The sequence below is a fragment of the Micromonospora sp. RV43 genome (genome assembly GCF_001029515.1).
In the GTDB taxonomy this organism is placed as follows: Bacteria; Actinomycetota; Actinomycetes; order Mycobacteriales; family Micromonosporaceae; genus Micromonospora; species Micromonospora aurantiaca.
This window is the reverse complement of record NZ_LEKG01000095.1, coordinates 1-13290: the sequence shown is the minus strand read 5'-3', so window position 1 is coordinate 13290 and position 13290 is coordinate 1. Positions and strand designations below refer to the sequence as shown.

Sequence of the window (13290 nt, the reverse complement as noted above, 5' to 3'; positions counted from 1 at the left end):
ATGATCCGCCCCCGGTGGGATAGGAAGCGGGATGACCGCCCAGGCCGCCACTCCCGCGTTGCCCGCCCGCCAGATCCGCCTGCTGATGTTCGGTCTGATGACCGGCATGCTGCTGGCGGCGCTGGACCAGACCATCGTCGGGACCGCGCTGCCGACCATCGTCGGCGAGCTGGGCGGCATCAACCACTACTCGTGGGTGGTCACCGCGTACCTGCTGGCCTCGACCGCCTCGACACCGCTGTACGGCAAGATGGCCGACCTGTACGGGCGCCGGCCGGTCTTCCTGTTCTCCATCGGGATGTTCCTGCTCGGCTCGCTGCTGGCCGGGCTGTCGCAGAACATGACCCAGCTGATCGTCACGCGCGGCGTGCAGGGCCTGGGCGCGGGCGGCCTGATGACGCTGGCGTTCACCATCATCTCGGACGTGGTTTCGCCCCGGGAGCGTGGCCGCTACCAGGGGTTGTTCGGCGCGGTGTTCGGCGTCTCGTCGGTGGCCGGACCGCTCGTCGGCGGCTATTTCGCGGAGAACAACTGGCGGTGGATCTTCTACATCAACGTGCCGCTGGCGATCCTCGCCATCGTGGTCTGCTGGCACGTGATGCGGCTGGTGCCGTTCGAGCGCCGGGAGCACACAGTCGACTGGATCGGCGCGGCGCTGCTGGTCGCCGGCGTGAGCTGCCTGCTGCTGGCGCTGAGCTGGGGCGGCGCCGAGTACGCCTGGGGCTCCGGCGTGATCGTCGGACTGTTCGCCGCGGGCGCGGTGCTGGGTGTGCTGTTCGTCGTCCAGGAGGCCCGGACCAGGGAGCCGATCCTGCCGCTGCGGCTGTTCCGCAGCGCCACGTTCGCGCTCGCCAACGGCGCGGGTTTCGTGCTCGGTCTGGTGATGTTCGGGTCGATCATCTTCATTCCGCTGTACCTCCAGATCGTCAAAGGCGCCTCGCCGACCCGCAGTGGTCTGCTGATGCTGCCGATGATGGCCGGCGTCATCGTCACCTCGGTGCTCACCGGCCGGGCGATGAGCCGGATCGGCAGGTACAAGTGGTTCCCGGTGGCGGGCGCGGCCGTGCTGGTGGTCGGCATGCTGCTGTTCCAGCAGCTCCAGGTGGGCACCTCGCTCTGGCTCGCGTTCGGCTACATGGTGGTGATCGGCGTCGGGCTGGGCCTGTGCATGCAGTCGCTGATCCTGGCCGTGCAGAACGCGGTGAGCGTCCGCGACCTGGGTGCGGGCACCTCGTCGGCGACGTTCTTCCGGTCGCTCGGCGGATCGTTCGGCGTGGCCATCCTCGGCGCGGTGCTGTCGTCCCGGCTCACCGCCGAGATGTCCGCGCGGCTGCCCGGTGCGCTGGCGCAGCTCCCGCCGGAGCAGCGGGCCGCGGTGACGGCCGGCGGGGAATTCTCGATCAACGACCCGGCGGCGATCCTCGCGCTGCCCGCCCCGGTACGCGCCGCCGTCCAGGCCGCGTTCGTCGAGTCGCTGCACCTGGTCTTCCTGACCACCGGGCTGATCGCCGTGATCGCCGTGCTGGTCACCCTGGCCATGCCGAACCTCCAGTTGCGCGGCACCGGCCCGCAGGGCGCGACTGGCGGCGCCGACCCGCTCGGCGGGAAGGCGCCCGCGCCCGGCGGCAAGCCGCTGACCAAGGAGTCGAAGGACGAGGCCGCCGCCGACATGGAGGCGAAGTCGCAGACGATGCTGTGACCTGCGGCTACTTGAGGATCAGCCGGTTGGTCTGCTCGAACACGTCGAGGTCGGCGAGCGTCTCGTGCACGCTCGACGACAGCGGGTGCGGGAAGTCCGCCGGGTGGAAGAACCCGGAGTCGGTGGTCTCGTCGGTGAACCGGGCCAGCTCGCCGTCCCACTCGTCGACGCGGAACGCCGTGGTGAAGACCTGGTACGTGTGCCCGTACATGTTGGTGTGGGTGCGATCAGGGCCGGTGTAGAGCGCGAACGCGCTGACCCGCAGCGCCCGCAGCCCGGTCTCCTCGCGGACCTCCCGGACCGCGCAGTCGGCGATCGACTCGCCGAGTTCCATGGCGCCGGCCGGCAGGGCCCACTGGCCGTTGTCGGAACGCTGGATCAGCAGCACCCGGGCGGCGTTGTCGCGTACGACGGCGCGGGCGCCGACGAACATCAGGGTGCGGTCACCGGCCAGGGCGCGGAGCTGCCCCACGTACGAGTCGGCCCACGAGATGCTCACCCGGACAATCTACGCATCATCCGTGATCACCTCGGCGAATCCGGGGGGTTCCGTAGATGTGACCGCCGCCACTACTTTGTTACCCATGCGTAGCACGATGATGGATGCCCCTCTCCAGGTCGCCCGGATCCTCGAACACGGCTCCACCGTGCACGGCGCGGCGGAGGTGGTCACCTGGACCGGCGCCGAACCCCGCCGGATGACGTACGCGGAGGTCGGCCGCGCCGCCGCCCGGCTGGCCCACGCGCTGCGCGACGAGTGCGGGGTGACCGGCGACGAGCGGGTCGGCACGTTCATGTGGAACAACAACGAGCACCTGGTGGCGTACTTCGCCGTACCGAGCATGGGCGCGGTGCTGCACACGCTCAACATCCGGCTCTTCCCCGACCAGGTCGCCTACATCGCCAACCACGCGCAGGACCGGGTGGTCCTCGTCGACACCACGCTCATCCCGCTGCTCGCCCGGGTGATCGGCGAGATGACCACCGTGGCGCACGTGGTGGTGGTCGGCGGTGGCGACCCGGCCCCGCTGCTGGCCGCGGCCGGTGACCGGATCACAGTGCACCACTGGGACGCGCTGCTGGCCGGCCGTCCAGACCACTTCGACTGGCCGGAGGTGGACGAGCGTGACGCCGCCGCCCTCTGCTACACCTCCGGGACCACCGGCAACCCCAAGGGCGTCGCCTACTCGCACCGCTCGATCTACCTGCACTCGCTCCAGGTCTGCATGCCGGAGGGCTTCGGGCTCGGCCCGAACGACAGGGAACTGGCGATCGTGCCGATGTTCCACGCGATGTCGTGGGGCCTGCCGTACGCGGCGTTCCTGTCCGGCGCCTCGCTGATCATGCCGGACCGGTTCCTCCAGGCCGAGCCGATCGCCGCGATGATCGCCGCCGAGCGCCCCACGCTCGCCGGGGCGGTGCCGACCATCTGGACCGACCTGCTGGCCTACCTGGACGCGCACGAGGTGGATCTCTCCTCGCTGAAGGAGGTCATCGTCGGCGGATCGGCCTGCCCTCCGGCGCTGATGCACGCGTTCCACGACCGGTACGGCATCGACGTCATCCACGCCTGGGGCATGACCGAGATGTCGCCGCTGGGCTCGGTCTCCCGGGCGCCGGCCGGTGCGACCGGCGACGACGCCTGGCGCTACCGCTACACGCAGGGCCGTGTTCCGGCCGGCGTGACGGCGCGGATCGTCGGCCCGGCCGGCGAGCCGCTGCCCGCCGACGGGACGTCGGTGGGCGAGCTGGAGGTACGCGGGCCGTGGGTGACCGCCCGGTACATCGGCGACGACGCCCCGGAGGAGGAGAAGTTCCGGGACGGCTGGCTGCGGACCGGTGACGTCGGCACGCTCTCGCCGGACGGCTACATCACGCTCACCGACCGCGCCAAGGACGTGATCAAGTCGGGTGGGGAGTGGATCTCCTCGGTCGAGCTGGAGAACGCCCTGATGGCCCACCCGGCGGTGCTGGAGGCGTGCGTGGTGGGCGTACCGGACGAGCGCTGGGACGAGCGGCCGCTGGCCACGGTGGTAATCCGCGAGGGCGCCTCGGTGACCGCGGAGGAACTGCGGGACTTCCTCGCCGGCTCGGTGGCCCGCTGGCAGTTGCCGGAGCGCTGGGCGTTCATCGACGCGGTGCCGAAGACGAGCGTCGGCAAGTTCGACAAGAAGGTGGTGCGCTCGCGGTACGCCGACGGCGGGCTCGACGTGCGGGAACTGACCGCGTCGTAACGTTTCGCGGCGTACCGTCGCCTACACGGGTAGGAACGCGTTCCCAACGGACATTCCTCCCAGAGGGCGGCCCCGGCGTTCGCACCGCGCCGGGGCCGCCCGTCCGTTACGGGGTGACCCGCACCGTCATTGTTGCGAAACTTGTTCGCGTCTGTCCGGCTGTCGGGGAAATCCGGTCGCCTACTCGTCGGCGGTGCTCACCAGCACCTTGCCCACCACGCCGTCCTGCACCGCCTGCTGTGCGGCGGCGGCCTCTGCCAGCGGATACCGGTGCAGCGGCAGCCCCGCCTCCTCACCGACCCGGATCGCGCCCTGCGCCACCGCCGCCGCGATGTCCGTGACCGCCTGCGCCTTCGCCACCTTCGGCGCGGTGTAGATCAGCACGAACTGCCAGCGGGCGTTCGGGCCCATCAGCGGCCGGATCGGCAACGTCACCTCGCCACCGCCGTCGTCGGCGTACACGCAGACCGCCCCGCCGGTGCGCAGCATCCGTACGTCGGCGGCGGCGTTGCGGGCGGCGGACACCTCCACGATCGTGTGCACCCCGTCGGGCGCGACCTTGCGGACCTCCTCGACCACGTCCTGCTCGCGATAGTTGATCACGAAGCTGGCACCCGCCGCCGCCGCGAGCTGCGCCTTCTCCGGGCTGCTCACCGTGGTGATCACGCACGCGTCGGCCCACCGGGCGAGCTGGATCGCCGCGTTGCCCACCGCCCCCGCGCCGCCCTGCACCAGCACCACGTGGTCGCTCAACGCGCCGGCGTGCAGCTTGTCCGGCATGAACTCGCCGGCGGTCAGGCAGCGGTGCGCGGTCATGAACGGGATGCCGAGCGCCGCGCCCAGGTCGAACGAGGCCGGACCGAGCGGCACCGCGTGCCGGACCGGGACCAGCGTGTACTCGGCGGCGGTGCCCCACGGCCGCTGCCAGGCCGCCTCCCACACCCAGACCCGCTCACCGATGAGCGTCCGGTCCACGCCCTCACCGACCGCCTCGACCACCCCGGCGCCGTCCTGGTGCGGGATCTGCCAGCCGGCCGGCAGCGGCCACGCCTGGCGGGCCTTCCAGTCGGTCGGGTTCACCCCCGACACGGCCATCCGGACCAGCACCTCGCCCGGTCCGGGTTCCGGCACCGGCCGCTCGACCACCTGGAGCACCGAGGCGTCCCCGCTGCGCTCGTACACGATCGCCTTCATCGCCGTCCCTCCGCCGTCCTCCCGGGTGCGCTACCCGGCAGCCGCCCGAACATTCGGTCCGGGCGCACCCGGCCACCGTACGACGGCTCGTCAGGCGGCCGGCTTGAGCACGACCTTCGAGTAGCCCGGTTCGCGGCGGTCGAAGCGCTGGTACGCCTCCGGCGCCGCGTCCAGCGGCAGTTCCTTGCTCACCACGAAGCTCGGCGTCGCCCGCCCCGCCGTGATCAGGTTCCGCAGGTACGCGTTGTACGTCTTCACGTTCGCCTGCCCGGTGCCGATCCGCAGGCCCTTCTCGAACAGCTTGCCCACCTTGAACAGCAACTCACCCCGGGCGGAGTGCTCGTCCGGGGCACCCGGGTCCGCCGAGAGGTAGAGCCCGACCACACTGATCGCCCCGGTCGCGCGCACCACCTCCACGAGCGTGTTCAGCACCAGCGCCGGCTGCTCCTCGCCGCTGGGCGCGGACGCCTGGTATCCCACCGCGTCCACGCCGTGATCGGTCCCCACCCCGTCGGTCCGGTCCCGGATCTGCTCGACCGGGTCGCCCGCGCTGAAGTCGATCGCTGTGGCGCCGATCGACTCGGCCAGCCGCAGCCGGTCCGGCACCCGGTCCACCACGAACACCTCGGACGCCCCGATCAGCACCGCCGAGTACGCGGCCATCAGCCCGACCGGCCCGCCGCCCATCACTGTCAGGTTCTCGCCCGGCCGCAGCCCGGTCATCGCCACACCGTGGTAGCCGGTCGGGAAGATGTCGGCGAGCATCGCGTAGTCGTTCTCGTGTTCGGTGCCCGGCGGCAGCTTCAGGCAGTTGAAGTCGGCGAACGGCACCCGCAGGTACTCGGCCTGCCCACCCCGGTACGGCCCCATCGACACATAGCCGTACGCGCCGCCGGCGAAGCCCGGGTTCACCGTCAGGCAGAAACCGGTGCGCTGCTCCCGGCAGTTGCGGCAGAACCCGCACGCCACGTTGAACGGCATCGAGACCCGGTCGCCCACGCGCAGGCTCGTCACGCCCGGCCCGGTCTCGACGATCACGCCCATGTTCTCGTGGCCGAACACGATGCCCGGCTCGGCGGCCGTCCGTCCCTCGTACATGTGCAGGTCCGAACCGCAGATCGCGGTCGTCGTGACCTGGACGACCACGTCGTTCGGATCCTCGATCCGGGGGTCGTCGACCTCGTTGACGGCCACCTCGTGCGGCCCCTCGTACACCACAGCCCTCATGTCACCGACCGTAGGCCGGGTGGCGGCGGCGGGTGGGTGGTTCAGTCGATCCCCGCCACCACCTCGGGCGTGAGCGCGCCGATCGAGGGGAGCAGCACGGCCGCGAGCGCCTCGGCGTCCGGGTCGAGCGGGTACGACGCGTGCGGCACCGCCACCACGCGGCACCCGGCGGCGGCCGCCGAGCGGACCCCGTTCGACGAGTCCTCCACCGCCACGCACCGGGCCGGGTCGACGCCCAGCCGATGCGCCACCGCGAGCCACACGTCGGGGGCGGGCTTGCCCCGGGCGGTCTCCTCGGTCGACAGCGTCGCGCCGAACGCGCCGGCCAGGCCCGTCGCGTCCAGCGCCGCCGCGATCAGCCGGGTCGGTGAGGAACTGGCCAGCCCCAGCGGCCACCGCGCGGCGATGCGGCGCACGACCGCCTCCGCGCCGTCGATCAGCGGTACGTGCTGCGCGTACCGCCGGGCCATCTCGGTCACCACCTCGGTGGCGACCTGCTCGGCCGACCTGTCGACGCCCAGCTCACCGCTGAGGTATTCGGCCCACTCGGCGGTGCTCATGCCCATCAGCCGGCGCTGCGTGTCCGGCTGCCAGACGCCGCCGTGCTCGGCCACGTACGCCCGCCGGACCTCCTCCCACACCGGCTCGGAGTCCACGATCACGCCGTCCAGGTCGAAGAGCACCGCGTCCACCACGCCGACCATCCTGCCCCAGCCGGCGGCCGGACTCACCGTGGCAGCGCCGCTCCGGCCGAACGCTGAGCCGGAAGGCCGATCGGGGCCTTGGCCGGGATGATCGTGCGGCAGCGCGTCGCGATCGGCTCCAGCAGCTCCCGCAGCCGGCCGGTACGCTCCGCGCCCAGCGCCCGCCACGGACCCGCGGCGGCCCGGTCGGTGGCCTCCTCGACCACGCGGAACGTCTCCGTGGCGTACGGCGTGGGGTTCAGGTCGGCGGTCAGCCAGCCCTTGTCCACCAGGCGCTGCTCGGCGGCGGTCCACTGCTCGTCGGTCCAGCCCCGGGCCGGCTGGTGGAACTCGCGGGACTGGTCGACCCGGCACCGCCAGGCCACCACCTCGACCGGTTCCAGCCCGGTCGTCACCAGCGCCGCCACGTGGCCGTCGCCGCGGTGCTCGCGCAGCGTGGTGGCGGCCTGCCAGAGCCGGGCCAGCGGGTACTCGCCCCGGGGCAGCGCGGCGTTGACCGCGCCGAGCACCCGGCCCGCGACGTCCACCCGGCCGGCCGCCTCCTCCAGCAGGTCGGCGGCCTCGACCAGGTGCGACTCGGGCAGCTCGTAGGTGAACTCGGCGAGCGCCTGCACGCCACCGGTGAGCCGGGCCCGCAGCGTCTCCTCCGGGGTGGCCAGGCGCCACACCGAGGGCAGCGCGCGAGCCACCATGGCCGGCGCGAAGCTGAAGAAGGAGGCCGTGACGGTCGGCGCGTCGACCGGCCCGAGCGGCGCGGCCCGACCGGCGAAGTAGCCGCGCCAGTAGCCCCGCAGCCCGACCGCCTCGAACGCGGCCCGGGCCCGGGGGTGGAAGTAGGTCACCGCGTGGACCGGCTCGTAGAGCGTCCACATCTGCCGGGTCACCCCGGACTCGTCCAGCGCCGCCACGTGCACCTCCGCGTCGGTGGGCAGATCACCACGGGCGAACGTGCCGCCCGTGGTGACCATGAACCTACTGCCGCTGGGTGACCGGACGGAAGCCCGGAGTGATCTACTGCGCAGCCAGCACGTCGACGACGAAGCGCAGCGGCCCGGCCGGACGGCCGCCCGCGGCGTCGTTGCCGTACGCCAGCTCGGCCGGGAGGTCCAGCTGGACCCGGCTGCCCACCGGCACGCCGACCAGGCCCTGGTCCCAGCCCTTGATGACCTGGCCCACGCCGATCTGGAAGGTGGCCGGCTGGCCGCTGTCCCAGGACGCGTCGAACTGCTTGCCGTCCTTGTAGAACACGCCCACGTAGTTCGTGGTGATGTTCTGCCCGGCCTTCACCGCCGGGCCGGTGCCCTTGACCAGGGTGGTGACGGTGAGCTTCTTCAGCTCGCCGGTACCGGCCTGCACTGTCGGCTTGGTCTTCAGCGCCGGGTCGAAACCGGCGGGCAGCTCCGGAGCGGGCGCCGCGGTGGGCTCGGCCGGCGCGGTGGGGCTGGCCGAGGAGCCGGCGGTGGACGTCTTGTCGTCGTCCCCGCTGTTCAGCCAGACCAGACCGCCGACCAGGGCCACCACCGCGAGCACGCCGACCGCCGCGCCGAGGATCGACTGCCGGCGGCGACGCGCCTCGGCTGCCTTCTTCTCGGCCAGCTGGGCGGCCAGCCGCCGCTGTGCCTTGGTGGCCGGGGCCTGGCCCGCCGACCGGTTCTCCACACGCTCGCTCACGTCGACTCCCTGCAGGGTGGGTGGGTGCGCCCCCGGCGGGCCGCCGCCGAGGCCAGCGCACACGGTACCCGCCCGGAGCCCCAGCGTGCCCCTACGGCCGCCACGATCCGGACACGATGCCCGATACGGGGGCACCGCACGGGGTACGTTCCGACCATGGCGATCCTCAGCGAAGAAGACCTGGCCCTGCTCGGCGAGCCGCAGCTCGCGCACGTGGCGACGATCGAGGCCGACGGCACCCCGCACGTCACCCCGGTCTGGGTAGACACCGACGGCGAGCACATCGTGTTCAACACGGCCAAGGGCCGGCAGAAGTACCTGAACATGTCCCGCAACCCGGTGGTCGCGGTGTCGGTGGCGGACAAGGCCGACGACTTCCGCACGCTCTGGATCAAGGGCACCGTCGAGTTCGTCACCGAAGGCGCCGACGAGCACATCGACCGGATGGCGAAGAAGTACCTCGGCCAGGACACCTACCCCTGGCGCCGCCCCGGCGAGGAGCGCGTCATCGTCCGCGTCACCCCCACCGAGAAGCTCGGCCGCGGCTGAACGGCGGAGCCCCGCCCGCCACCGGGGGCGGGGCGATCGCCGTACGCGTCAGGCGGTCTTCTTCTTCGCGGGCGTCTTCTTGGCGGCGGTCTTCTTGGCCGGTTCGGCCTTCTTCGCCGCCGTCTTCTTCGCGGGCGGCTTCTTGGCAGTGGTCTTCTTCGCCGGTTCGGCCTTCTTCGCCGGCGCCTTCTTCGCGGCCTTCTTCGCCGAGCGGGCCGACGAGATCGGCGTCGGCTCGGCGCCGCCACCGGACGGCGCCTCGCCCCGGGCCGCCCGGGCCCGCTCCACCGACGCCTTCAGCGCGGCCATCAGGTCCACGGCGGCGGCCGGAGCGGCCTCTTCCTCCTCCGGCTGCACCACCTCGCGGCCCTCGACCTTCGCGTCGATGACCTCCTGCAACGCGGCCCGGTAGTCGTCGGTGAACGCGTCCGGCTCGAACTCCCCGGCCATCGAGTCGATCAGCGAGCTGGCCATCGCCAGCTCCGGCGGGCGTACCTTCAGGTCCTCGTCCAGGAAACCGAAGTCGGGCCGGCGGATCTCGTCCGGCCACAGCATGGTGTTGAGCAGCAGCACGCCCTCGCGGACGCGCAGCGTGGCCAACTGCTCCCGCTGGCGCAGCGCCACCTTGACGATCGCCACCCGCTCCGAGTCGGACAGCGCGTCACGCAGCAGCACGTACGGCTTGGTCGCCGAGCCCTCCGGCTCCAGGAAGTACGCCTTGTTGTAGAGGATCGGGTCGACCTGCTCGGCCGGTACGAACTCCAGCACGTCGATCGCGTGCGACGTGCTCAACGGCAGGTCGGCGAAGTCCTCGTCGGTGAGGATCACCATCTCGCCGCCGCCGATGTCGTACCCCTTGGCGATGTCGTCGTAGGTGACCTCCTCGCCGCAGACCGAGCAGGTGCGCTTGTAGCGGATCCGGCCGCCGTCCTCACGGTGCACCTGGTGGAAACGGATGTCCTTCTCCTCGGTGGCCGAGTAGACCTTCACCCCGATCGACACCAGGCCGAACGACACCGCTCCTTTCCAGATCGCCCGCATTCCCGCGCTCCTCTCCCCGGTTGACAACCAGAATCGCAAACGATCGAACGGGACGCACGCGCTTCCGTGCGCAACTACAGTCAGGAGGTGCCCGGCGCGCCGTTGAAGCCGATGCTCGCGACGACCGGGCAGCTCCCGGCCGGCGCCGCCTGGTCGTACGAGTTCAAATGGGACGGCGTCCGCGCGCTCGCCGACATCTCGCGCGGCGACAGGCACTTCTACGCCCGCTCCGGCGTCGAGATCACCACCGCGTACCCGGAACTGCTCAACCTGGCCGAGCAGGTCGGCGACGCGCTGCTCGACGGCGAGGTCGTCCTCTTCACCGACGGGCAGCCCTCGTTCACCGCGCTCGCCGAGCGGATGCACGTCCGCAACCCGGCCAAGGCGGCGCGGCTGGCGGCGACAGTACCCGTCACGTACATGATCTTCGACCTGTTGCGGCTCGACGGCGTCGACCTGACCGCCCGGCCGTGGCGGGAGCGGCGGGCGGCGCTGGAGTCGCTCGGGCTCGGCGCCGCCCGGTGGGCGGTGCCGCCGGTCTTCGGCGACGGCCCGGCCACCTACGCGGCGGCCGGCGAGCACGGGCTGGAAGGGGTGATGGCCAAGCGGGTCGACTCGCTCTACCGGCCCGGCGTGCGCTCGCCGGACTGGGTGAAGGTCAAGCTGGAGGTCACCGCCGACTTCGTGGTCGGCGGCTGGCGGCCCGGCGCGCGGCGCGTCGGTGGCCTGCTGGTCGGCGTGCCCGGCCCGGACGGACGGCTGGTCTACCGGGGGCGGGTCGGCGGCGGGATCGGCGCGGCCATCGAACGGGAACTGCTGCGCGAGCTGGAACCACTGTGCTCCACCGACTCGCCGTTCGCGGCCGGCGTGCCGCGCGAGGATGCCCGGGGCGCGATCTGGGTAACTCCCCGGCTCGTGGTGGAGGTCAAGTACGGCCAGCGCACGCCGGACGGCCGGCTGCGTTTCCCGCGCATCCTGCGCCTGCGCCCGGACAAGCCGCCCGAGGAGGTCGACGATGCCCTCTGAGCGGTTGAAGGTCGAGGTCGAGGGGCGCTCACTGGAGCTGTCCAACCTGGACAAGGTGCTGTTCCCGAAGGTCGGGTTCACCAAGGGCGAGGTGATCGACTACTACACCCGGATCGCCCCGGTGCTGCTGCCGCACCTGCGCGACCGCGCGCTGACCCGGATCCGGTTCCCCAACGGCGTCGACGGCGGCTCGTTCTTCGAGAAGAACGCACCCGCCGCGACCCCCGGTTGGGTACGCACCGAGAACCTGCCCGCCCCCGGGTCGACGAAGGGGCGGGAGACCATCGACTACGTGGTCTGCGACGAGCTGCCCACACTCGTGTGGCTGGCCAACCTGGCCGCGCTTGAGCTGCACACTCCGCAGTGGAAGATCGGCGCCCACCCGGACATGATGGTGGTCGACCTGGACCCGGGCGCCCCGGCCGCGCTCAAGCAGTGCTGCCGGGTGGCGCTGCTGATGCGCGACCGGCTGGCCGACGACGGGATTTCCTCGTTCCCGAAGACGTCGGGGAAGAAGGGCATGCAGCTCTGCTGCCCGATCGCCGGTACGCAGGACGCCGAGGTCGTCTCCGACTACGCCAAGCGCATCGCGCAGGAGCTGGAGCAGGCACACCCGAAGCTGGTCGTGTCGAAGATGGCGAAGAACCTGCGCCCCGGCAAGATCTTCATCGACTGGAGTCAGAACAACGCGGCGAAGACGACTGTGGCGCCGTACTCGCTGCGGGCCCAGCCGGTGCCGTCGGTGTCGACGCCGCTGACCTGGGACGAGGTCCAGGCCGGGGCGACGGGGAAACGGCCGTCGACGCGGCCGTACACGGCGGGTGAGGTGCTCAAGCGGGTGGAGAAGCAGGGCGACCTGCTGGCCCCGCTGCTCGACGGCGGTCCCGAACTGCCCGCGCGCTGACCCGGGCTGCTTCGGCTGCGCCGGACGGGCGGCTCGGACGGTTAGGGTGGGCGGACCGGCAGACAGGAGTCCCGCGCATGGCCCACCAGGCAACCGTCGCCGTCACGCCCGACGCGGTCGGATACCCGCTGCTCAGCTACCACGACGACGCGACCGGGGAACGCACCGACCTCACCGCCGCGCAGCTCGGCGAGTGGACCGCCCGCAGCGCCGGGCTGCTGCGCGACGGGTGCGGACTGCGCCCCGGTGACCGGGTGGCGGTGCTCCTGCCGCCGCACTGGCGTACCGCCGCGGTGCTGCTCGGGGCCTGGTCGGTCGGGTTGACGGTCTCGTTCCGGCCCCGCGCGCTGGCCGGGCTGCCGGTGCTGGAACCGGGCGCGGACCGGCCGTACGACGCGGTGTTCGTGACCCCGGAACGCCTCGACGACTGGTTGGAGGATGTGCCCGAGGGGACGCACCGCTATCTGGTGGGCACCGGGCCGGACCCGCTCGCCGAGCTGCCGCCGGGCTGGCTGGACTGGTCCGCCGAGGTGCTGCGGCACCCGACCGACCCGCCGGACTACACAGCCGTCGACCCGTCCGACCCGGCCACGCCGGACGGCACCAGCTTCGGCGCGTGGCGCCGCCTGGCCGCCGAGATCGCCACCCAGCTCGACCTGCACCCGGGCGACCGCCTGGTGATCGACCCGACCGAGGACGAGCAGCCCCTGAAGTGGCTCCTGGCCCCGTTGTCCGCCGGAGCCACGACCTTGATCCACGCCAACCCCACCCTTACCCCCTCGCCGCCGTCTCGCTGATCTTGCAGTCGCGGCCCTCTCGGTGCCGGATTTATGGCTCTTGCCGGGGCCACAACCGCAAGATCAACGGGCTGGGAGTTGCGGCGTTCAGGCGTGCACCTTGGGGGCCCATACCCGTTCGCCGGGCCATCCTCGGCGGCATCTCCCGTCGATCTTGGAGGTGTGGCACCTCGTGTAAGCCGCTAAGCGGGCATCTGAGGCGCCACAACTCCAAGATCGACGAGAGGGCGGTCGGGCGGGAGGG

General features: G+C 72.0%; 13 protein-coding genes. 6 read left to right on the top strand and 7 right to left on the bottom strand.

Annotated elements, in window-relative coordinates:
* The first annotated feature begins 31 nt into the window (after window positions 1-31).
* Window positions 32-1699 (top strand): MDR family MFS transporter, encoded by a 1668-nt coding sequence (locus ABD52_RS22115; protein ID WP_047893079.1) that lies wholly within the window; start codon window positions 32-34, stop codon window positions 1697-1699.
* A 7-nt stretch (window positions 1700-1706) separates the two neighbouring features.
* On the opposite strand, the gene ABD52_RS22110 is transcribed toward ABD52_RS22115, so the two are convergent.
* Complete coding sequence (locus tag ABD52_RS22110) at window positions 1707-2198, bottom strand: NUDIX domain-containing protein (protein ID WP_018785677.1); 492 nt, start codon at window positions 2196-2198, stop codon at window positions 1707-1709.
* Between the two features lie 100 nt (window positions 2199-2298).
* On the opposite strand from ABD52_RS22110, the gene ABD52_RS22105 reads away from it, so the two are divergent.
* On the top strand, window positions 2299-3933 hold the full coding sequence (locus ABD52_RS22105; protein ID WP_200905225.1) for a fatty acid--CoA ligase: 1635 nt from the start codon (window positions 2299-2301) through the stop codon (window positions 3931-3933).
* 180 nt (window positions 3934-4113) lie between these two features.
* On the opposite strand, the gene ABD52_RS22100 is transcribed toward ABD52_RS22105, so the two are convergent.
* The 5 genes from ABD52_RS22100 to ABD52_RS22080 all read right to left on the bottom strand — a co-directional run bounded on the left by ABD52_RS22100 (window position 4114) and on the right by ABD52_RS22080 (window position 8729).
* A complete protein-coding gene (locus ABD52_RS22100; protein ID WP_047893077.1) occupies window positions 4114-5127 on the bottom strand; it encodes an NADPH:quinone reductase in 1014 nt (337 codons plus the stop codon).
* Between the two features lie 90 nt (window positions 5128-5217).
* On the bottom strand, window positions 5218-6354 hold the full coding sequence (locus tag ABD52_RS22095) for a glutathione-independent formaldehyde dehydrogenase (RefSeq protein WP_047893076.1): 1137 nt from the start codon (window positions 6352-6354) through the stop codon (window positions 5218-5220).
* Between the two features lie 41 nt (window positions 6355-6395).
* On the bottom strand, window positions 6396-7058 hold the full coding sequence (locus ABD52_RS22090; RefSeq protein ID WP_200905224.1) for an HAD family phosphatase: 663 nt from the start codon (window positions 7056-7058) through the stop codon (window positions 6396-6398).
* Window positions 7059-7081: 23 nt separating this feature from the next.
* Window positions 7082-7930 (bottom strand): hypothetical protein, encoded by an 849-nt coding sequence (locus ABD52_RS22085; protein ID WP_200905223.1) that lies wholly within the window; start codon window positions 7928-7930, stop codon window positions 7082-7084.
* Between the two features lie 139 nt (window positions 7931-8069).
* Window positions 8070-8729 carry an FKBP-type peptidyl-prolyl cis-trans isomerase gene (locus ABD52_RS22080; RefSeq protein ID WP_235437529.1) on the bottom strand — a complete coding sequence of 220 codons (660 nt, stop codon included), beginning with the start codon at window positions 8727-8729 and terminating at the stop codon, window positions 8070-8072.
* Window positions 8730-8885: 156 nt separating this feature from the next.
* Here ABD52_RS22080 and ABD52_RS22075 point away from each other — a divergent pair, with 156 nt between their 5' ends.
* Entirely contained in the window at window positions 8886-9278 is a 393-nt protein-coding gene (locus ABD52_RS22075; RefSeq protein WP_013283688.1) for a PPOX class F420-dependent oxidoreductase, read from the top strand.
* Between the two features lie 48 nt (window positions 9279-9326).
* Here the strand turns inward: ABD52_RS22075 and ABD52_RS22070 are convergent, their stop codons facing one another.
* Window positions 9327-10319: a Ku protein gene (locus tag ABD52_RS22070; RefSeq protein ID WP_047893074.1), complete on the bottom strand. Its 993-nt coding sequence runs from the start codon at window positions 10317-10319 to the stop codon at window positions 9327-9329.
* A gap of 87 nt (window positions 10320-10406) precedes the next feature.
* Here ABD52_RS22070 and ligD (ABD52_RS22065) point away from each other — a divergent pair, with 87 nt between their 5' ends.
* From ligD (ABD52_RS22065) to ABD52_RS22055, 3 genes are all read left to right on the top strand, one after another.
* Window positions 10407-11345: a non-homologous end-joining DNA ligase gene (gene ligD, locus ABD52_RS22065; RefSeq protein ID WP_047893087.1), complete on the top strand. Its 939-nt coding sequence runs from the start codon at window positions 10407-10409 to the stop codon at window positions 11343-11345.
* The gene (ligD, locus tag ABD52_RS22060; RefSeq protein WP_047893073.1) at window positions 11335-12249 is read left to right on the top strand and encodes a non-homologous end-joining DNA ligase; all 915 of its coding nucleotides are present in this window, start codon (window positions 11335-11337) and stop codon (window positions 12247-12249) included. The genes ligD (ABD52_RS22065) and ligD (ABD52_RS22060) overlap by 11 nt, the downstream gene beginning before the upstream one ends.
* A 77-nt stretch (window positions 12250-12326) precedes the next feature.
* A complete protein-coding gene (locus ABD52_RS22055; protein ID WP_047893072.1) occupies window positions 12327-13046 on the top strand; it encodes a TIGR03089 family protein in 720 nt (239 codons plus the stop codon).
* Window positions 13047-13290: the final 244 nt, after the last annotated feature.